We start from the raw sequence: 20,209 nt of genomic DNA on the forward strand, positions 1-20,209 counted from the left end.
AGGAAACCCGCACCCCGGAGCATGAGGCGACCGGATCAGGCGGCCTGCGCCGCCCCGTCGCCGATGCCCTTCTGCGAAGATGGCGGTCACGCAACCGTCATTCAAGATCGAATCCGCCCACCCCGCCCGGCACGGCCCGCCCCGGGCAAAATCCGCGGCGGGCAAGCTCCGCGGCGGGGCCGCGCGGCTCCAGGCGCGGGTGAGGCAGAGTCGGATGCGACGCTACCGGACGCGCGGGGCCACGATGCGAGAGGGGCAGGGTCGTCGCCGACCCTGCCCCTCGAAGCCGTCAGGCGCTGGCCGCCCCGGTGCCGGTCTTCTCGGCCCCGCGTTCCGAGTAGATGTAGAGGGGTCTGGCGTTGCCCTCCACCACCTCGGGGCCGATCACCACCTGCTCCACGCCGTCGAGGCCCGGCAGGTCGAACATCGTGTCGAGCAGGATGCCCTCCATGATGGAGCGCAGCCCGCGGGCGCCGGTCCGGCGCTCGATCGCCTTCTTGGCGACGACGTTGAGCGCCTCGTCCTGGAACATCAGCTCCGTCGATTCCATCTCGAAGAGCCGCTGGTACTGCTTCACCAGCGCGTTCTTGGGCTCGGTGAGGATCTTCTTCAGGGCCTCCTCGTCGAGGTCCTCCAGCGTCGCGATGACGGGCAGGCGGCCGACGAACTCGGGGATGAGCCCGAACTTCAGCAGGTCCTCGGGCTCCACCTTGCGGAACACCTCGCCGGTGCGCCGGTCGTCCGGGGCCTGGACCGTGGCGCCGAAGCCGATCGACGTGCCCTTGCCGCGGCCCGAGATGATCTTCTCGAGGCCCGCGAAGGCGCCGCCGCAGATGAACAGGATGTTGGTGGTATCCACCTGCAGGAATTCCTGCTGGGGATGCTTGCGGCCACCCTGGGGCGGCACCGACGCCACCGTGCCCTCCATGATCTTCAGCAGCGCCTGCTGGACGCCCTCGCCCGACACGTCCCGGGTGATGGAAGGGTTGTCGGACTTGCGCGAGATCTTGTCGATCTCGTCGATGTAGACGATGCCGCGCTGCGCCCGCTCGACGTTGTAGTCGGAGGCCTGCAGCAACTTCAGGATGATGTTCTCGACATCCTCGCCGACGTAGCCGGCTTCGGTCAGCGTCGTGGCATCCGCCATGGTGAAGGGCACGTCGAGGATGCGGGCCAGGGTCTGGGCCAGCAGCGTCTTGCCCGAGCCGGTCGGCCCGATCAGCAGGATGTTGGACTTCGCCAGCTCGACGTCGTTGTGCTTCGCGGCATGGTTGAGCCGCTTGTAATGGTTGTGCACCGCGACCGACAGAACGCGCTTCGCCTGCGGCTGGCCGATCACGTAATCGTCCAGGACCTTGCAGATCTCGCGCGGGGTCGGGATGCCATCCCGGCGGTTCACCAGCGACGACTTGTTCTCCTCGCGGATGATGTCCATGCAGAGCTCGACGCATTCATCGCAGATGAACACCGTCGGACCCGCGATCAGCTTGCGCACCTCGTGCTGGCTCTTGCCGCAGAAGGAGCAATATAGCGTGTTCTTCGAGTCGCTGCCGCCGGCTTTGCTCATTGTCGTCTCCAGTCCGACCCGGCTCGCGCCGGGCGCGATTCGAATCACTTTTAGAAATTAGCCGCGGCCGGCTAACGAACCGTAGCGCCCCGGACCCGGACCGTGCGGCTCGCGCCGCCGCGGTCCGTGGCCCGACTCCCGATGCGACCACAGCCGGGGCGAGAGATCAACCCACGCCCGAGCCGCGGCTGCCCCGCAGGGCCGGCGACCGCCCCGTGCGAGGCCGGCCCACCGGCAGGGCCGTCGAGCCTCAGGCGCCTCGAATCACTTGCCGTCCGTCGCGGGCTCGACGCGCTGCACCTCGACACGGTCGATGATGCCGAACTCGCGCGCCTCGTCCGCCGTCATGAAATGGTCGCGGTCGAGCGTGTTTTCAATCGTGTCGTAGTCGCGGCCGGTGTGCTTGACGTAGATCTCGTTCAGCCGTCGCTTGATCTTCATGATGTCCTCGGCGTGGCGGAGGATATCGGAAGCCTGGCCCTGGAAGCCGCCCGAGGGCTGGTGCACCATGACGCGGGCGTTGGGCAGCGCGAAGCGCATGCCGGCCTCGCCGGCGCAGAGCAGCAGCGAGCCCATGGACGCCGCCTGGCCGACGCAGAGCGTCGACACCTTGGGGCGGATGAACTGCATCGTGTCGTAGATGGCGAGGCCCGCCGTCACGACGCCGCCCGGCGAGTTGATATAGAGGGAGATCTCCTTCTTGGGGTTCTCCGCCTCCAGGAACAACAGCTGGGCGATGATCACCGAGGCCATCTGGTCTTCGACCGGCCCGGTGAGGAAGATGATGCGCTCACGCAGCAGGCGAGAATAGATGTCGAAGCCCCGCTCGCCGCGGCTTGTGTTCTCGATCACCTGCGGGATGAGGTAGTTGTTGTATACCGCGATGGGATCCTGCATCGGACCGGCCCTCTTCCCTGTCAGCGGCCGCGATGGCCGCGCATCGAATATAAGTGCGGTCCGGCGGAGCGCAACTCGCGCCGGACCGTGCCGCGGAAGCGGCCCCGGCGCGGTTCTCCGCGCCGGGGCCGAGCCGCTCAGGCGCCCTCGGACTCGGCGACTGCCGGGGCCGCCTCGGCGGAGAAGCCGTCGCCCGCGGGGGCGCCGTCCTCGTCATCCTGCGGCTTGAACAGCTCCTCGCGCGACACGGTGCGCTCGTTGACCTTCGCCTGCGACACGATGTGGTCGACGACCTTCTCCTCGAACAGCGGCGCCTTGAGCTCGCTCAGCGCCTGCGGGTTCTTGGTGTAGTGCTCCCACACCTGCTTCTCCTGGCCGGGGTACTGCCGGGTCAGCTCGACCAGGGCCTTGCCGACCTCGTTGTCCTCGACCTTGATGCCGGCCTTCTCGCCGACCTCGGCCAGGACGAGGCCGAGCCGCACGCGGCGCTCGGCGATGCGGCGATATTCCGCACGGGCGGCCTCCTCGGTGGTGCCCTCGTCGGCGAAGCCCTTGCCCGAGCGCTGCTGCTCGGCCTGCACCTGCCGCCAGATGTTGTCGAACTCCTGCGTCACCAGGCCCTCGGGCAGCTCGAAGCTGTAGCGTTTGTCGAGCGCGTCGAGCAGCGAGCGCTTGATCTTGTCGCGCGAGGCCCGGGCGAAGTCGTCCTGCATGCGCGAGCGGATCGCCTCGCGCAGGGCCTCGAAGCTGTCGAAGCCGAAGGTCTTGGCGAAATCGTCGTCGAGCTTCACCTCGCCCGGAGCGCCGATCTCCCGCACCTTGACGTCGAAGGTCGCGTCCTTGCCGGCGAGGTCGGTGGAGCCGTAGTCGGCCGGGAACGTGACGGTGATGCGGCGGTCCTCGCCGGCTTTCATGCCGATCAGCTGGTCCTCGAAGCCCGGGATGAAGTTGCCCGAGCCCAGCACCAGCGGCATGTCCTCGCCCTTGCCGCCCTCGAAGGGAACGTCGTCGACGCGGCCCTCGAAATCGATCTTGACCCGGTCGCCCGAAGCCGCGACGGCGTCGTCGCCCTCCTTGGCGTCGTAGCCGCGGCCGCTTTCGGCCAGCTGGTCGATCGAGCGCTGGATCTCGTCGTCCGAGATGTCGGCGACCGTACGCTCGAGCTCGAGGTCCTCGAAGGAGCCGGTCTCGAAGGCCGGGATGGTCTCGACCGCGACGGTGAAGCTGAGGTCGCCCTCCGCCTCCATGGCGCGCTCCACCTCGGCCTGGTCGCTGGCGAGGTCGATCTTGGGCTCCAGCGCCAGGCGGAGGCCGTTATCCTCGACGATCTTGCGGTTGGCCTCGTTCACGGCGTTCTGGACGACGTCGCCCATGATGGACCGCCCATAGAGGCGCTTCAGATGCGACAGCGGCACCTTGCCGGGACGGAACCCGTTGATGCGGACCTTGTCCTTCATCCCCACGAGTTCGCTCTGGAGGCGAGACGCCAGATCGGCGGCCGGGAGAACGACCTTGTATTCCCGCCGCAACCCCTGCGCGCTGATCTCGGTAACCTGCATCGTCTTCGTCCTTCAACACTCGTCTCGGTGCCGTCAATCGGCGTAACATGGCCCCGGGCACGCCGCAGCACCGGCGCGCCGGATGCGGCGCCGAACTGCGGATGGCGACACGAGGGGATCGGGGGACCGCTGCGGGTCGCCGCGCGCTCCCGTCAGCGGCCGGCCGAGCCGGTGCGGGCGGAGGGACTCGAACCCCCACGACGTGAGTGACCGGAATCCTTGTCCGGTCCGCCGTCGTTGCTTGGCTCGTAACCCATTGACCGCGCTAGCTGTTCCAGAACCGCTCGTGCCCCGACTGTGGCATGTGGCAGGGTTCCGGGGCCGGTTCTGCCACAAGCCGCGCGCACTGGACGCAGTCCAGTGTCATCGCCGCCATGGCCGCTTCTAGCGCGGTCGGGCTCATGTGGATATAGCGTTGTGCGGTGGTGATGGAGCGGTGCCCCATGACGCACGGGATCGCCGTGGCGTCGATCCCGGTCTCGCGATTCGCTCCGTCGAGCCGGACCAGGCGGTCGTGGGAGGCCCTTCGTTCCGAAACCGTCGACGTCTTGGCCAGCGCCGAGAGCTTGCGGTTGAGGGTGGCCGGCGTGCCGCCCCGCCTGCGGAGCACCCGGACGTCGTCGTCCGGGGGGCGACGCCCACGCGCACGCAAGCCGTCCTCCCCCATGGAATGATCGGCACGGCTGTCGATGTCGTTCGTTCGGGATGATCGCTGGTGCGCCCGGAAGCGTTCCCAGGCGTGATCTCGAATCGCGTCGAAGCGGTCAGGTCCCGCCCCCTGCCGGGCCGGGATGTGGCTTCCCTGAGCCGGAGCGGCGCCCTCCTGGGATGCCTGGTCCTTGATCGGCGGAGCGCCCTTCAGGACGTGGAGCGTGGATCCCAGCTTCCAGGATGCCGCCTCCGCTTGGGTCCTGCACAGGCGCCAAGCCGATCGTCTCGTGCGAGATCGCGGCCTCGAAGCCGCTTCCCCGCTCGCTGATGGGCATGGTATGAACGGCCGTGTGCCTGCCCGCATGGCGGAATTGGTAGACGCAGCAGATTTAGGTTCTGCCGCCGAAAGGTGTGGGGGTTCGAGTCCCTCTGCGGGCACCACGCCTCGAAGCGAGCGACGGGCACCTCCCCACTCCCATGCGCGCGCGAACGCCTGAAGGGAGATGATCTCCCTCTCGCAAGCCAGACCTCCCGCAGTGCCAACACAGCGGCGAATCAGCATTCCACGTTCGGCACGTCAGCCATCATGAGGTCCGCTCGCCTGGACCAGACGCAACAAGGCTCGATCCGATCATGGTGGCCATCAGTACGATGATGGCCTCGTAGCGGATCATTGAAAACCAAACTTTGGTGCTTCAAGGACAGGGGCAAAACGAAGACGTAGCGTTCCGGACCAGACCGCTTGCACCCCTTCCCTCGACAAGAGGTCGCGCAGCGCCGACCTCTGGCGATTCCAGCAAACTCACGGGAAAGCTCTCCCATCCCGGGGAGACGGCGGGCCGACCAGGGCATGCGGGCGTGACGCGCCTGCGAGCGGCGCCGGACCAGGGTGTCGCAAAGCCCACTCTCTTCCCACAACTCCTGAGTGGCAGGAGTCTCGCCTGGGAGGCCGGAGAGACATGATCGGAGTTTGCACCAGAAAAGGTCACGGGGTGGTCGATAACCCGTGAGCCACCGGGAGGAAGGCTCCGCACGACGCGGCGCCCGCGGCGATGATTCCAGGGTCGGCAGCGGTTGACGTCCGCGGTACCGGTGCCAGCCGCTGGAACGGCATGCTCGATCCAGAGAAAGACGATGCTGGATCAGACGATTAGCCCCTGGTCGCCCTCCCGGTCCGGCGTGGCTGCCCGACATCCGTCCGCGGCTGGGCGCCGTATCGCATCCGGGCCATCCACCGCGGGCGGCCGAGCGTGATGGCAGCCCGGCACGGGGGAGCGCATCGCGCGTCGATCACCGACGACTTCTCATGGTCTTCCGGTAGAAACCGAGGGCATCGACAGCCCACTTCCGAACCGGACGACCCATGCCGCCTCAGCTGGAGCTAAGCTGCATATGCTACCCCTGCGGGCGCATCGTGGGGATTCGATGAGCGTCATGAGCTTGGCCGCGTTGCGGCCCGGGGCCAGCACCGTCAAAGCGGCAGTCCTGTCGGTGACCCCGGGCGTCTTCTTGGCCGGACTCGTCTGGAGAAGCCCTGGCCTGTTCCTGGAGCCCCGGATCTGGGCCGAGGAAGGCCACCTGTACCTCGCCCCCATGCGACACCTCTCGGTGCTCAGGGGGCTGGGGCTGGTGGTGAACGGAAATTATCAGCTCGCCACCAATGCCATCGTGGAGGTGGCCCGCGCGGTGCCCCCGAGGGACTTCGCCGTGGTGACGACGTACCTGTCCCTCCTGGTGTCCCTGGCGGCCTGCTACATGCTGGGGCGGACGCTGGTGGCCCGTGGCCTGCCGGTGCTGGTGGGGGTCGCCGCCGCGGCCATGATGTCGCTCGTGGCGGCAGGCTACGAGGTCTATCTCAACGCCACGAACGTGCAGTGGACGTGCTCCCTCGTGGCGCTCCTCATCTGCCTCTCGGAGCAGGTCCCGGCGGGAAGCGTCACGGCGGTGTTGCGGTTCGGGCTCCTGGCAGTCTGCGGCCTCACGGGCCTGCCGTCCTGCATCCTCGCTCCGGTGTTCCTGGCGGGCGCCCTGAGGCGACGCTCCGCTTACGGCTGGGTCCTGGTCGCCGTCATCGCCGCTGCGTCCTGTGTCCAACTCGGGATCGTCTTGGCGCACCGGGGCGAGATCGCGCGGCCCTTCAACCTGACCTGGATGACGACGGCGGCACTCTCGCTTCATGCCGCCTTCGGTCCCTTCCTTCCGGCGGTCTCGGTGGACGGCCTCGGGGTCTCCATGGGCGATCCCATCCACGCGTCCCAGCTCGCCATGCAGGGCGGCTTGGTGCTGGCCCTGGTGGGCCTGGTGGCGTGGGAGAGCCTGGGGCCGGGCCTCACGCTCGGGCTCATCGGGGCCGCCGTATGGGCTTCCCTGGTGAACGAGGTGGGCGCCCTCGACACGATCGCCGGTCTGATGTCCGGGGTCGGAGGTGGCCGCTACTTCTTCCTGGCGGGCTGCTGTGTGGCGATCCTGCTGGCGGCAGGGCTCGCTTCCCCGGTCAGGGCGATGCGGGCGATCGCAGGGGTGATGGTGGCCCTGATCCTGTGCAATGGGGTGCTGGAAGCTCGGGAGGCAGGCTGGACGCGGATGTTCCTGACAGGCCCCTCCCATGCTGCCCAGGTCGATGCCTGCCGGCCAGGAGCTCCCTGCACGGTGAGGGAGTGGCCCCTGCACGCGAACCTATGGGTCACGGTGGATGGTCCGCAGGGGTCTCCCTCAGGGGATCATCCATCGTCCCCTTGATCGTGACCATCAAGGTCGACGTCCTGTCCCCATGCGAGCGGGTCCCAACGGTCCGGGGCCCGACGTCCTGCAGGTCCCGCTGCGGCGGCTCCACCTCGTGCTCGTCGACGACCGGCTCGCAGCCTGCGCCTGGGCTTCGACCCGGTCGGCCACGGCCGTCGTACGGGCGTGGAGGCCAGACAATGAAACGCACCTCGTCCACGAGGAGCCGGGGGCTCGATGTTCAAGCCAGCGAGCAGGGGCCAGGAATCGGATCCTGACCCCAGGGCGTCCACCGGATCGGCGAAGCCCGCCCGTCTCGCGACCCGCCAACCCGGACGAAGCGTCTCATCGATGCCCGAGACGCTGACGGCGAAAGAGTGGGCCGGCCCGGCTCACGGCAGGGGCCGGCTGAAGGCCGCGACCGCGAAGGTCATCACGGCCAGCGGTGCGGGGCCGCCGGCGTGGACGTGCCCGGCGAGGGCGAACCCCGCCGGGATCGCCAGCGCGACGGCGCCGAGCAGGATCCGGGATCTCGTCTTGGGCCTCATGGACCGCCTCCGCGGCGCCGGCCCCCCTGGCCGGCACGTCGCGCTTCGGGCGCAAGCCGCGGGCCAGGGCGCGGCGTGTCGGACCGGGACAGTCCGCGGCGGGTTCGCCGAGGCGGCCCGAGCCGCCACGCGTGTAAGGTGCCGTCGTGCGGCGCGTCCCGGAATGGCCCGGCGCGTGCCGTGACGGGACGGTTTCCATGGATCCAGGACGTCGACGCCTCCTGGTGTCGCTCGCGCTCGCATCGCTCGGCGGCCCCCTGTCGCCCTTGTCCCCGGCGCGGGCCGCCGATGCCGAGGCCTCGCCCGCGCGCCGCCTGTTGCGGGTCGGCGATGGCGGGGCGCCGCCCGCGGCGCCGCTGCGCTACGGCGCGGGCCCGCTCCCGCCGGTGCTGCGCGCCCGGCACGGCGAAGCCCTGGCGTTGACGATCGAAAATCGACTGGCGGGGCCGACCAGCCTCGACCTGCACGGCATCCGGGCCGCCCCCCTCCTCGGCGGGGCGGGGCCGCTCGGCGGAACGGTCGCGTCCGGTGCTTCCGCGGACGTGACCGTCATGCCCCCCGACGCCGGGACCGCCTGGTTCCACCCCTGGCTGCTCGACCCAGCGGCGGATGCCGTCGCCCAGGGGCTCGCCGGCCTGCTGGTCGTCGCCGAATCCGCGCCGCCGGACGCCGATGCCGACCTCGTGGCCCTGCTGGGCGACCTGTGGGTGCCGTCCGGCAGCGCGGACGGCCTGTCGGTCGACGGCTCCGCCCTGCCCCGGCGGGACACGCTGGCGCCCGGCGCACGCGTCCGGCTCCGCCTCGTCAACGGGTCGACGCGCCGCGCCCACGTCGTCGCCGTCAGGGGCGCGTCACCGACCGTGGTGGCGCTCGACGGCCAGCCGTCGTCGGCCTTCCGGCCGCGGAACGATGCCGTGCCGCTGGTTCCGGGCGGGCGGTGCGACCTCGTGCTGGACCTGCCGCGGACGCCGGGCGCCGAGGTCACGCTCACGGCCGGGAGCGATCCGGCCGGCGCGACCCTGATGGTGCTGCGGACCGAGGGCGAGCCACGCCCGGCGCGGGGCCCGGTGCCGGCCCTGGCGCCCAACCCGGCGCTGCCCGACGCCATCGCGCTCGAACGGGCCACGCGGGCCACCTTGTCGGCGGGCCCGGCCGGGGCCGCCCCGGGCGGATGGGCGATCAACGGCGTCGGCGGCATGCCCCTGCCCCGCGCTCCCCTGTTCCGCGCTCGGCGGGGCTCGCCCGTCGTCCTCGCTCTGCGCAATCTCGGCCCGGTGCTCCTCGGCTTCCGGCTGCACGGCTTCTGCTTCCGGCTGCTGCACGAGCGCGACGACGGCTGGGAGCCGTATTGGCGCGACACCGTGCTGGTTCAGCCGGGCGCCACGCACCACGCAGCCTTCGTGGCCGACCTGCCCGGCCGCTGGCTGGTCGAATCGCCCTTCTTCGACCAGTCCGCCGGCGGCCTCAGGGCGTGGTTCGAGGTGGGTTGAGGTCGGGACGGCCCAGGAGGGCGCGCAGCACCTGCGGCAGGATGTCGGGCAGGTCCTCGGAGATCAGGCCGGGCCCGAAGATCCGGGCCGCCTCGGCGTGCATCCACACCGCCGCGGACGCCGCCTCGAAGGCCAGGGTCGACTGCGCCAGGAGGCCGCCGATCATGCCGGCCAGCACGTCGCCGGAGCCGGCCGTCGCCAGCCACGGCGCGTCCTCGCCGGACAGGGACGCCCGGCCGTCGGGCGTCGCCACGACCGTGTCGGGGCCCTTGAGCACCATCACGGCCCCGAGCCGCCGCGCCCCGGCCCGGGCCCGGGCGACCTTGTCGGGCGCCGCGAGGACGTCCGGGCAGCCCTCGAAGAGCCGGGCGAACTCCCCGTCGTGCGGCGTCACCACGACCGGGCCGGAGGCGCCGCGGATCGCCTCGGCGAGCGCCCCGGGCCGCCCCGCGAACAGGGTCAGGGCGTCGGCGTCGAGCACGGCGGCGCGCGCCTGGCCGGACGGCGCCAGAGCGGCCGCCACCACCTCCGCCGTGCCGGCGTGATGGCGGAGGCCGGGCCCCAGCACGACGGCGTTGAGGCGCGCATCGGCCAGGATGGCGCGCAGCACGACGGCGTCGGCGAAGGGCTTCAGCATGATCGACGTGAGCTGCGCGGCATGGGCGGCGAGCCCATCCTCGGGCGTCGCCAGCGTGACGAGGCCGGCCCCGGCGCGCAGGCCGGCGCGGGCGGACAGGCGCGAGGCGCCGAGCGTCGGCATGGGGCCCGACACGACGACGAGGTGGCCGCGGGAATATTTGTGCCCGGCGGCGCTCGGGCGCGGCAGGTGCCGCCACCACAGGCCCGGCAGGTTCTGCGACAGCGCCGCGCCCGTATCGTGCAGAAGGCCGGGGTCCACCCCGATGTCGACCAGCGTCACAAGGCCGCAGAACTCGCGTCCCGGCATCAGCAGGTGGCCGGGCTTCAGGCGGACGAACGTCACGGTCTCGTCGGCCCGGAGCGCGGCGCCCAGGACCGCGCCGCTGTCGCCCGAAAGGCCGGACGGCAGGTCCACCGCCAGAACGGGCCGGCCGGCGGCCGCGACCCGGCGCACCAGGGCCAGCGCCGCGCCTTCGAGCGGCCGCGACAGGCCGGCCCCGAACAGCGCGTCGACCACGAGATCGTGCCGGCGAGGCTCGACCTCGGTCGCGTCGAGCACGGGGCCGTGCCAGGACGCGGCAGCGGCCGCCGCGTCGCCCCGCAGCGCCGCCACCGGCCCGAGCGCCGCGACCGAGACGGCATGACCGCGGGCGGCCAGCAGCGCTGCCGCCACGAAGCCGTCGCCGCCGTTGTTGCCCGGCCCGCAGAGCACGAGGACGCGGCTCCCGCCCATCCGGTCCAGCATGTGGGCGGCCTGCTCCGCCACGGCGCGGCCGGCCCGGTCCATCAGCACGGTGCCGGGGGTCCCGGCCGCAGCCGACCGGCGGTCGACCTCCGCCATCTCGGCCGGGGTGATCAGCGCGTGGGGTCGGCTCATGCGGGACACCTTCGAAGGGGGTGGGCAAGCGGGCCGCGGCGCCGCCCGGCGCCACCGTCGGCCCCGCACGCGGCGGGGCCGGGCCCGCGATGCGGCGCAGGATGGGCCCGGAACCGTCACGGCCGCGACACCAATTTTCCAATCAGCCGTCGCGCGGATGGCACGGGCGATGCTAGAGTCCGGCATCGCGGCATGCGCCCGAGGCATCCCGGGCGGCCGACAAACGCTCGCGCCCCGACACAGGTTTGGACCCCGCATGAAGAAGATCGAGGCCATCATCAAGCCCTTCAAGCTGGACGAGGTGAAGGAGGCCCTGCAGGACGTGGGGCTGCAGGGCATCACCGTCACGGAAGCCAAGGGTTTCGGGCGGCAGAAGGGCCATACGGAGCTCTACCGGGGCGCCGAATACGTGGTCGACTTCCTGCCCAAGGTGAAGATCGAGATCGTGCTCGGCGACGACATGGTCGACCGCGCCGTCGACGCCATCCGCCGCTCCGCCCAGACCGGGCGCATCGGCGACGGCAAGATCTTCGTTTCCTCGATCGAGGGGGCGATCCGCATCCGCACCGGCGAAACCGGCAACGACGCCATCTGACGGCTCCGGTCCGGGCGGCGACGGCGCGTCCCGGGGGGCGCCACGGCCTGACACGGGCCGCCGCTGGGCCGCCCGCCGCGACGCGGGCCCTTGCGCCGGTGTCGCACGGACGGGTAGGCATCGCGCCGAGCGCGGCCTTCCCGCGTGCCGGCACTGGAGCATCACATGAAGACCGCACAGGATGTCTTGAAGGCCATCAGGGACCAGGACATCAAATACGTCGACTTCCGCTTCACCGACCCGCGCGGCAAGTGGCAGCACGTGACGTTCGACGTCTCGATCGTCGACGAGGAAGCCTTCGCCGAGGGCGTGATGTTCGACGGATCGTCGATCTCCGGCTGGAAGGCGATCAACGAGTCCGACATGACGCTGATGCCGGACCCCGAGACGGCCTGCATGGACCCGTTCTTCTCGGCCTCCACGCTGTCGATCGTCTGCGACGTGCTCGAGCCCGCCACCGGCGAGCCCTACGGCCGCGACCCGCGCGGCGTGGCCAAGAAGGCCGAAGCCTATCTGAAGTCGACCGGCATCGGCGACACCGTCTTCGTCGGCCCCGAGGCCGAGTTCTTCGTCTTCGACGACGTGCGCTTCAAGGCCGACCCCTACAACACCGGCTTCGTGGTCGATTCGATCGAGCTGCCGTCCAACACCGACACGGTCTACGAGGGCGGCAACCTCGGCCACCGCATCCGCACCAAGGGCGGCTATTTCCCGGTGCCGCCGCTCGACTCGGCGCAGGACATGCGCGGCGAGATGCTGGCCGCCATGGCGTCGATGGGCGTCAAGGTCGAGAAGCACCACCACGAGGTGGCCTCCGCCCAGCACGAACTCGGCATGAAGTTCGACAAGCTGACGCTGATGGCGGACGGCATGCAGATCTACAAGTACTGCATCCACCAGGTCGCCCAGAGCTACGGCAAGTCGGCCACCTTCATGCCCAAGCCCATCTTCGGCGACAACGGCTCGGGCATGCACGTGCACCAGTCGATCTGGAAGGACGGCAAGCCGCTCTTCGCCGGCGACAAATACGCCGACCTCAGCCAGGAATGCCTCTGGTACATCGGCGGCATCATCAAGCACGCCAAGTCGCTCAACGCCTTCACCAACCCGTCGACCAACTCGTACAAGCGGCTGGTGCCGGGCTACGAGGCGCCGGTGCTGCTGGCCTATTCGGCGCGCAACCGCTCGGCCTCGTGCCGCATCCCCTACACGTCGAACCCGAAGGCCAAGCGCGTCGAGGTCCGCTTCCCCGATCCCACCGCCAACCCGTACCTGTGCTTCGCCGCCCTGCTGATGGCGGGCCTCGACGGCATCACCAACAAGATCGATCCCGGTCCGGCGATGGACAAGGACCTCTACGACCTGCCCCGCACCGAGCTGGCCCAGATCCCGACGGTCTGCGGTTCGCTCCGCGAGGCGCTCGACAGCCTCAAGGCCGACCACGCCTACCTCACGGCCGGCGGGGTCTTCGCGCCGGACCTCATCGAGAGCTACATCGAGCTCAAGATGACCGAGGTGATGCGCTTCGAGATGACGCCGCACCCGGTCGAATACGACATGTACTATTCGGTCTGACACCCATGGCCGGCCCGAACCGGGCCGGCCGACGGCAGCCTGCGCGGGACCGTCGCCGACCCACGCCGGCCTCAAGGCGCGAGAGCGTTCACGGACTGCGGCGGCGCGGCGGGGCGAGTGGCTCCGCCGGCGCCCGTCACCGCCCGCCCCAGAACGCGCAGCGGTGGCGCTCCGTCATGTCGGCTGCGGCGCCGAGCCCTTCCGGCGACAGCCGCAGCACGTCGCCCTCCCCCCGGAAGCGCCGCCACGGCACGGAGCCCTCCGGCCGCCCGGTCTCGGGCTGTCCGGTCCGGGCGAAGCTGCCCCAAAGGTCCTGCATGGCGGCGGACAGGCGCGCCTGGCCCTCGTCGAAGCGCGACGGATCGGCCAGCGCCCAGGGCCGGTCAAACACATAGGCGATCTCGGCCGTGTGATAGCTGCCGGGTCCCGACGCGAAGGGCAGGGTCGGCAGCGAGAAGGGCGCGTCGGGGTCGTCGAACTCGTAGGCATAGACTGGCACGGCCCGCCCCACGAGGCGGTCGAAGTCCAGGGCCGGGCAGGCGAAATAGCCGTCGGTCAGGACCGCCGCATAGGCGGCCCGAGGCGAATCGAAGCGCGCCGCGGGATATTCGGCCAGGATGCCCGGCGCCCGAGGCCCGAACAGGCGCCGGATCTCCTCGCCGTAGCTCGCCTCGGTGAGAAGGTCGGCCCTGAGGCCGCGCAGGTAGCTGAAGAGCCGGCCCTCGTCGCGGTTGGTGCCGTCGATCACCGGCACGCGGTTGAACCGGCCTGCCGCGAAGGCGGCGCGCGGGGGCCGGGGCAGCACGTCGAGGCCGGAGGTCGGAGACCAGCTGTTCGGCCCCGTGACGCCGGGCCGCTGCGAGGCCGCCGCCGCTAGCGTCTCGGCCGGCAGCGCCCGCAGGCAGTCCATCGCGTCGGGGCCCGAGCAGCCGAGGTCTTCCGCCATGCGGGCGCCCCCGGCCTCGGCGATGCCGACCGGCAGGCTGGCCTCGGGTGTCACGCAGGCCCCGCTCTGCAGGATGGCGGCCGAGAACAGCCCCTGGGCGCCCGGGGACACCAGCTGCGAACATACGCTCCAGGCCCCGGCGGACTGGCCGAACAGCGTCACGCGGCGCGGGTCCCCGCCGAAGCGCGCGATCTCGGCCTTGATCCACCGCAGGGCGGCCTGCTGGTCGAGCAGCGCGAAGGCCCCCTCGCCCGGCGCGCCCCGCAGGCCCGGGTGGGCCAGGAAACCCAGGGCACCCAGGCGGTAGTTGAGCGTCACCACCACGGCATCGGCCCGGCGGGCGAGCCCGCCAGGGTCGTACTGGCCGGACGTCCCGAGCACGAAGGCGCCGCCGTGGATCCAGACCATCACGGGCTTGGCGGTGCCGGGCGCGGCGTCGGGCGGCGCGTAGACGTTGAGGGTGAGGCAGTCCTCCTGGCCCAGCATGGGACCGGCGCCGTGGCCGCCGACCTGGGCCGACAGCGCGAGGTTCTGCAGGCAGCTCGGGCCGAGCGCCGCGGCGGGCCGCGGCTCGCTCCAGGGCGCCGGTGGACGGGGCGCGCGCCAGCGCAGCGGGCCGACGGGCGGCGCCGCATAGGGGATGCCGAGGAATACCTGGCCGGCGCCGGCGGCGACGCCCGCGACCGGGCCGAAGCTCGTCGCCACGACCTGCGGCCGGGCATCGTCGGCCCGGACGACCTCGTCGGCCCGGCCGGGATCGAGGTCGCAGCCGCCGAGCAGCAAGGCGACCATCAGGGTGACTAGCAGGGCGGCGGGCCCGAGGCCGCGCCGCGCCCTCGCGCCGCCCGTCACGCGAACCAATCCCGCACCGCATCGATGCCGAAGGCCCCGGGCGCCAGGACCAGGAAGGCCCAGACCAGGGCCGAGGACCAGTTGGCGGCCTGGAACGGGAGGGCCGGCATGGCGGCGAGGCCGGCGATCAGCGGCACGGTGGCGCGCAGCGGGCCGAGGAACCGGCCGATGAAGACGCCGAGCGCCCCCCAGCGGTCCACGTATTGCCGCGCGCGCCGCAGCATCTCGGGATGGCGCGACAGGGGCCACAGGCCGGCGATGCGGTCCTCGAAGTGGCGGCCGAGCCAGAACGACAGCCAATCGCCCAGCGCCGCGCCGAGGGCGGATGCGGCGAAGACGGGCAGGAAGGCGAGCCCCGCCTGCCCCACGAGCCCGCCGACCGCGACCAGCACCAATGTGGCGGGCAGCAGGAAGGACACGAAGGCGAGCGACTCGCCGAACGCCAGGGCGAAGCAGATCGGCGCCGCATAGGTCTCGTGCTGGCGCACCACCGCGACGATGTCGCGGCCCCACTCGGCGATCCAGGCCATGATGCTCACGGGATCAATCGCGCCCGAACTTGGCGAAGTCCCGGTGCTCGGCGCGGATGCGCCGCACCGTCCCGCTGGAGCCGCGGTAGATCACCGTATCGGTCTCGATGACGGCGCCGCCCTGGCGCACGCCGCGCAGCAGGGCCCCGTCGGTGACGCCCGTCGCCACCACCACGACGTCGCCGGACGCCATCTCGGTCATGTCGTAGACCTTGGCGAGGTCGACGATGCCCATGGCCACGGCGCGGTCGCGCTTCTCCTGGCTGTCGAGGATGAGGCGGCCCTGCATCTGACCGCCGACGCAGCGCAGCGCACCGGCCGCCAGCACGCCTTCGGCCGCCCCGCCCGAGCCGATGTGCAGGTCCACCGCCGCCTTGCCGGTGCGCGCCGTCACGATGATGCCGGCGATGTCGCCGTCGGTGAGGAGGCGCAGCGACGCCCCCGCCCGGCGGCAGGCGGCGATCAGCGCCGCATGGCGGGGCCGGTCCAGCACCGAGACGGTGATGTCGGCGGGGCGCACGCCCTTGGCGCTCGCCAGCGCCCGGATGTTGTCCTCGGGCGAGCGGTCGAGGTCGACGACGCCGGGCGGATAGCCGGGGCCGACCGCGATCTTCTCCATGTAGACGTCGGGCGCCCGGAGCAGCGCCCCGGCCGGCGCCAGCGCCATGACGGCGATGGAGCCCGGCATGTCCTTGGCGCAGAGCGTCGTTCCCTCGAGCGGGTCGACGGCGATGTCGACGGCCGGCCCCTGCCCCGTCCCGACCTTTTCGCCGACGAAGAGCAGCGGCGCCTCGTCGCGCGCGCCCTCGCCGATGACCACGGTGCCGTCGAGCGGCAGGCGGTTCAGCTCGCCGCGCATGGCCGCCGCCGCCGCCGCATCGGCGGCCCGCTCGTCGCCCCGGCCGCGCCAGCGTGCGGCCGCGACGGCGGCCTGTTCGGTGACGCGGACGAGTTCGATGATGAGGGTGCGGTCGACCATGGTGGGCTCGGTGGTGGTCGGGCGGGACGCTCCCGGCGGCGAGAGGGTCAATTGCGTTCGATGCGGATCAGTTGGGGCTTCCCCGCGATGGTGCCGCCCGCCTCGACGGCGTCGAGCGCCTCCCGGATCGTCGTCTCGGAGGTCGCATGGGTGATGAGGATGACCGGGACGAAGCCGGGCTCGGCGCCGCGCGGCGCCGCGACGGGCTGGCGCTGCATGATGCTCTCGAAGGAAATCTCGGCCGCCGCCATGCGGGTCGCGATGGCGGCGATGGAGCCCGGCCGGTCGCGCACCGACAGGCGCACATAATAGCCGCCCTCGTGCCGCTGCATCGGGGCGCGGGGCGCGTGTTCTAGCAGGGCGGCAGGGCGCCCGAAGGGCAGCACCGTGCTGCCGCGCGCGAGGTCGGCGATGTCGCCCAGCACGGCCGAGGCGGTGGCGTCGCCGCCGGCGCCCGGGCCGACCAGCGTCAGCTCGCGCACGGCATCGGCGTTGACGGCGACCGCGTTGGTGACGCCGTGCACGGCGGCCAGGGCCGTGGTCTTGGCCACCATGGTGGGGTGGACGCGGGTCTCGATGCCGTGATCGGTGCGCTGCGCCACGCCGAGCAGCTTCACGCGGTAGCCGAGGTCGTCGGCGGCGCGCAGGTCGTCGGAGGTGATGGAGCGGATACCCTCGACGTGGATGGCGTCAAGGTCCGGGGCCGATCCGAACGCCAGGCTCGCCAGGATGGCGAGCTTGTGGGCCGTGTCGAAGCCGTCGATGTCGAAACTCGGGTCCGCCTCGGCATAGCCGAGCCGCTGCGCCTCGGCGAGGCATTCGGCGAAGCCGAGCCCTTCGGCCTCCATGCGGGTGAGGATGTAGTTGCAAGTGCCGTTGAGGATGCCGCAGACGCGGTCGATGGTGTTGCCGGACAGCGCCTCGCGCAGAACCTTGATCACCGGGATGCCGCCCGCCACGGCCGCCTCGAAGGCCAGGGCGACGCCCTGCGCCTCCGCGGCTGCGGCCAGCTCCAGCCCGTGATGGGCCAGCAGCGCCTTGTTGGCGGTGACGACCGACTTGCCGGCCGAGATGGCGGCGGCGACGGCGCTGCGCGCCACGCCCTCGTGGCCGCCGATGAGTTCCACGAAGACGTCGATGTCGGGCGACCGGGCGAGGTCGAGCGCGTCGTCGAACCAGTTCGCCTCGCCGAGCAGCGGGGCCGCCTTGGCGCGATCGCGTGCCGCCACACCCGTCACCTGCACGGGCCGCCCCGTGCGGGCCGCGATGGCGGCGGCGTCCCCGGTCAGGCGACGGAGGACGGCACCGCCGACGGTGCCGAGGCCGGCGATGCCGACGCGCAGGGGAAGCATGGGGACGGTTCCGGGATGGGCGTGTGGACGGAGCCGGCCAGCCCCGCGTGAGGGGGGCCGAGCCGGCGTGAAGTCCGAGCCTTACACGCTGCGCGGCGGGGTTGGAACTCCGCAGCGCGGGTTTCGGCGGGGCGGCGGGGACGCGGCCGCCGAAGCGGCCGCCGTCCCGGGCCGCCCCTTCCGTCACCGATAGCCGAACAGCAGGTACAGGACGATGATGATGCCGAGGATGCCGATGATCCCGATGCCGCCGTTGCCGTAGTAGCCGCCGCGATAGCCGTAGAAGCCGCCGCCGCCGAACAGCAGGACCACGATGATGATGAGGAGCAGGATGGACACGGCCGGAGCCTCCGCGACGGGGTGGGATCGGCCGACCTCGGAGGCCGGCAGACGGCTGAAAGCCGTGTCCGTCAACGTGATTGTGGACGAAATGTGCCGCCTTGAGCGCGGCTTTTTCGCACGCCGCCCCGGCGGCTGGGCTCACCGGGGCGGAGGCGACGGGTATCGGCTCAAGCGGCCTTGCGGTTCACCTCGCCGGCGGCGATGTCGGTGAGCTTCTTGTCGGTGGCCTTCTCCTCGGCGAGGCTCTGCTCGAAGAGCGCGACGGCGTCGCCGTGGCCGAGGCGCTTCCCCCAGGCCACCAGGGTGCCGTAGCGGGCGATCTCGTAATGTTCGACGGCCTGGGCGGCGGCGAGCAGGCCGGCGTCGAGCACGGCCTTGTCGTCCACCTCGCCGGCCACTTCCTCGGCTTCCGCGATGATGCCGTCGATCGCCTTGCAGGTGACCGACTCGGCCTTGAGGCCCAGCATGGAGAAGACGCGGTCGAGCCGCTGGATCTGCGTCTCGGTCTCGGCGAGATGCGTCTCGAAGCCCTGCTTCAGCGCCGGGCTCGTGGCCTTGGCGATCATCTTGGGCAGCGCCTTGGTGATGCGGTGCTCGGCGTAATAGATGTCCTTGAGCTGGTGGGTGAACAGGTCTTCCAGCGTGTGGATGTCCTTGGTGAAGATGCCCATGGCGTGCTCCCGGGGTGCGACGGCGCGGTCCGGCCGCGTCGCCGCCTCAACCCCGCGGGGACACGGCCTGTTCCTCCCCGGTCAGGTCGGCTGGTCCAGCGTCGACCCTTTGCGGGTGTCGGGCAGCCACAGGTACACGACCAGCGATACGAGGATCAGCGCGCTCGCGTACCAGAAGAACCCGTCCTCGAAGCCCCGGTCCTTGAAGTACAGCGCCACCGCATCGGTCGAGCCCCCGAAGACCGCGGCCGTGAAGGCGTAGGGCAGGCCGACGCCGAGCGCCCGGATGGCGGTGGGGAAGAGCTCCGCCTTCACGATGGCGGTGATCGACGTGTAGCCGCTGACGATGGCCCAGGCGGCGCAGATGAGCCCCAGGGCGACCAGCGGGCTGTGGGTCTGCCGGATGGCGGTGAGCAGCGGCACGGTGCCGAGCGTCCCCACGAGGCCGAAGCCCACTAGCAGCGGCTTGCGGCCGATCCTGTCCGAGAGCGCGCCATAGAGGGGCTGGAGCGCGATGGCGAAGATCAGCGAGGCCAGCGTCACCGCCGTGGTCTGGTCGTCCGACAAGCCCACCGACAGCTTGAGGTATTTCTGCATGTAGGTCGTGTAGGTGTAGAAGGCCGAGGTGCCGCCGACCGTGATGCCGACCACCAGCAGCATGTTGCGCCAGTTCTCGCGCAGCAGCGCGCCGAAGGGCCGCCGCACGCGTGCCGCCGCCACGAACTTCTCCGATTCGGGCAGGTGGGCCCGCATGCGGAACCCGTAGAGGGCCGCGAGGGCGCCGATGGCGAAGGGGATGCGCCAGCCCCAGGCCTTCAGCTGGTCGGGCGTCAGGAACAGCTTCTGGAGCACGAAGAGCAGCAGCACGGCGCAAAGCTGGCCGCCGATGAGCGTGACGTACCAAACGCCCGAGTAGAAGCCGCGCTGGTGCGGCGGCGAGATCTCGCTGAGATAGGTGACGCTGGTGCCGTATTCGCCGCCCTGGCTGAGCCCCTGGATGATGCGGGCGACCGACAGGATCACGGCGGCCCAGATGCCGATCGACCCGTAGGTGGGCGACACCGCGATCAGCGCGGAGCCGAAGCACATGGCGAGGATCGACACGGTGAGCGACGAGCGGCGGCCGTAGCGGTCGGCGAGGTAGCCGAAGATGAGGCTGCCGATCGGCCGCATCAGGAAGGCGATGGCGAAGAGCGTCGCGGCCTGGAGCTGCTGCACGGCCGGGTCGCTCTTGGGGAAGAAGGAGCCGGCGAAATACAGCGCGAAGGCCGAGTAGGCGTAGACGTCGTACCATTCGATCAGATTGCCGAAGGAGGTGGCCAGCACGGCCCAGACGGTCGCGCCCCGCGTCGCCCCTTCGGCCCGCCCGGCCCCTATCGCGGCATCCGCCATCTCGTTCGCTCCCGGTCGCGGGGCGG

17 protein-coding genes and 1 tRNA gene are annotated in these 20,209 nt (G+C 71.3%); 5 read left to right on the forward strand and 13 right to left on the reverse strand.

Going from position 1 to position 20,209, the window contains the following annotated elements; translation table 11 throughout:
• Positions 1–289: 289 nt before the first annotated feature.
• The 4 genes from clpX to D3272_RS09300 form a co-directional block, all read right to left on the reverse strand.
• Positions 290–1,567, reverse strand: coding sequence for an ATP-dependent Clp protease ATP-binding subunit ClpX (gene clpX / locus D3272_RS09285; protein WP_129218870.1), 1,278 nt, complete (start codon positions 1,565–1,567; stop codon positions 290–292).
• Between the two features lie 264 nt (positions 1,568–1,831).
• Positions 1,832–2,464, reverse strand: a complete 633-nt coding sequence (locus D3272_RS09290; RefSeq protein ID WP_129218871.1) for an ATP-dependent Clp protease proteolytic subunit — start codon at positions 2,462–2,464, stop codon at positions 1,832–1,834.
• A gap of 137 nt (positions 2,465–2,601) precedes the next feature.
• Positions 2,602–4,023, reverse strand: a complete 1,422-nt coding sequence (tig, locus tag D3272_RS09295; RefSeq protein ID WP_129218872.1) for a trigger factor — start codon at positions 4,021–4,023, stop codon at positions 2,602–2,604.
• Positions 4,024–4,288: 265 nt separating this feature from the next.
• Positions 4,289–4,690 carry a site-specific integrase gene (locus tag D3272_RS09300; RefSeq protein WP_129218873.1) on the reverse strand — a complete coding sequence of 134 codons (402 nt, stop codon included), beginning with the start codon at positions 4,688–4,690 and terminating at the stop codon, positions 4,289–4,291.
• Between the two features lie 340 nt (positions 4,691–5,030).
• On the opposite strand from D3272_RS09300, the gene D3272_RS09305 reads away from it, so the two are divergent.
• Positions 5,031–5,115 (forward strand) — tRNA-Leu (locus tag D3272_RS09305).
• Between the two features lie 993 nt (positions 5,116–6,108).
• On the forward strand, positions 6,109–7,413 hold the full coding sequence (locus D3272_RS09310) for a hypothetical protein (protein WP_129218874.1): 1,305 nt from the start codon (positions 6,109–6,111) through the stop codon (positions 7,411–7,413).
• Between the two features lie 374 nt (positions 7,414–7,787).
• Here D3272_RS09310 and D3272_RS27250 read toward each other — a convergent pair whose 3' ends face one another.
• On the reverse strand, positions 7,788–7,943 hold the full coding sequence (locus D3272_RS27250; RefSeq protein WP_165361287.1) for a hypothetical protein: 156 nt from the start codon (positions 7,941–7,943) through the stop codon (positions 7,788–7,790).
• A gap of 197 nt (positions 7,944–8,140) precedes the next feature.
• Here D3272_RS27250 and D3272_RS09315 point away from each other — a divergent pair, with 197 nt between their 5' ends.
• Entirely contained in the window at positions 8,141–9,433 is a 1,293-nt protein-coding gene (locus tag D3272_RS09315; protein WP_129218875.1) for a multicopper oxidase family protein, read from the forward strand.
• On the opposite strand, the gene D3272_RS09320 is transcribed toward D3272_RS09315, so the two are convergent.
• Entirely contained in the window at positions 9,408–10,949 is a 1,542-nt protein-coding gene (locus tag D3272_RS09320; RefSeq protein WP_129218876.1) for an NAD(P)H-hydrate dehydratase, read from the reverse strand. The genes D3272_RS09315 and D3272_RS09320 overlap by 26 nt on opposite strands.
• Before the next feature lie 256 nt (positions 10,950–11,205).
• Between D3272_RS09320 and D3272_RS09325 the strand changes: the two genes are divergently transcribed.
• Together D3272_RS09325 and glnA are read left to right on the forward strand one after the other, a co-directional pair.
• Positions 11,206–11,544 carry a P-II family nitrogen regulator gene (locus D3272_RS09325; RefSeq protein ID WP_129218877.1) on the forward strand — a complete coding sequence of 113 codons (339 nt, stop codon included), beginning with the start codon at positions 11,206–11,208 and terminating at the stop codon, positions 11,542–11,544.
• A 165-nt stretch (positions 11,545–11,709) separates the two neighbouring features.
• A complete protein-coding gene (gene glnA, locus D3272_RS09330; protein ID WP_129218878.1) occupies positions 11,710–13,119 on the forward strand; it encodes a type I glutamate--ammonia ligase in 1,410 nt (469 codons plus the stop codon).
• A 136-nt stretch (positions 13,120–13,255) separates the two neighbouring features.
• Here glnA and D3272_RS09335 read toward each other — a convergent pair whose 3' ends face one another.
• From D3272_RS09335 to D3272_RS09365, 7 genes are all read right to left on the reverse strand, one after another.
• Entirely contained in the window at positions 13,256–14,917 is a 1,662-nt protein-coding gene (locus tag D3272_RS09335; RefSeq protein ID WP_207210176.1) for a carboxylesterase/lipase family protein, read from the reverse strand.
• Positions 14,914–15,447: a DedA family protein gene (locus tag D3272_RS09340; RefSeq protein WP_129218922.1), complete on the reverse strand. Its 534-nt coding sequence runs from the start codon at positions 15,445–15,447 to the stop codon at positions 14,914–14,916. Before D3272_RS09340 ends, D3272_RS09335 begins: the two co-directional genes overlap by 4 nt.
• Positions 15,448–15,460: 13 nt before the next feature.
• The gene (gene glpX, locus D3272_RS09345) at positions 15,461–16,426 is read right to left on the reverse strand and encodes a class II fructose-bisphosphatase (protein ID WP_129218879.1); all 966 of its coding nucleotides are present in this window, start codon (positions 16,424–16,426) and stop codon (positions 15,461–15,463) included.
• Positions 16,427–16,473: 47 nt separating this feature from the next.
• Positions 16,474–17,778, reverse strand: a complete 1,305-nt coding sequence (locus D3272_RS09350) for a homoserine dehydrogenase (protein WP_129218880.1) — start codon at positions 17,776–17,778, stop codon at positions 16,474–16,476.
• Between the two features lie 183 nt (positions 17,779–17,961).
• Positions 17,962–18,117, reverse strand: a complete 156-nt coding sequence (locus D3272_RS09355; RefSeq protein WP_207210177.1) for a DUF3309 domain-containing protein — start codon at positions 18,115–18,117, stop codon at positions 17,962–17,964.
• A gap of 170 nt (positions 18,118–18,287) precedes the next feature.
• Complete coding sequence (locus tag D3272_RS09360; protein WP_129218881.1) at positions 18,288–18,791, reverse strand: YciE/YciF ferroxidase family protein; 504 nt, start codon at positions 18,789–18,791, stop codon at positions 18,288–18,290.
• Between the two features lie 81 nt (positions 18,792–18,872).
• Complete coding sequence (locus D3272_RS09365) at positions 18,873–20,183, reverse strand: MFS transporter (protein WP_129218882.1); 1,311 nt, start codon at positions 20,181–20,183, stop codon at positions 18,873–18,875.
• Positions 20,184–20,209: the final 26 nt, after the last annotated feature.

Origin of the sequence: Lichenibacterium ramalinae (assembly GCF_004137085.1) — a bacterium.
GTDB classification, from domain to species: domain Bacteria; phylum Pseudomonadota; class Alphaproteobacteria; order Rhizobiales; family Beijerinckiaceae; genus Lichenihabitans; species Lichenihabitans ramalinae.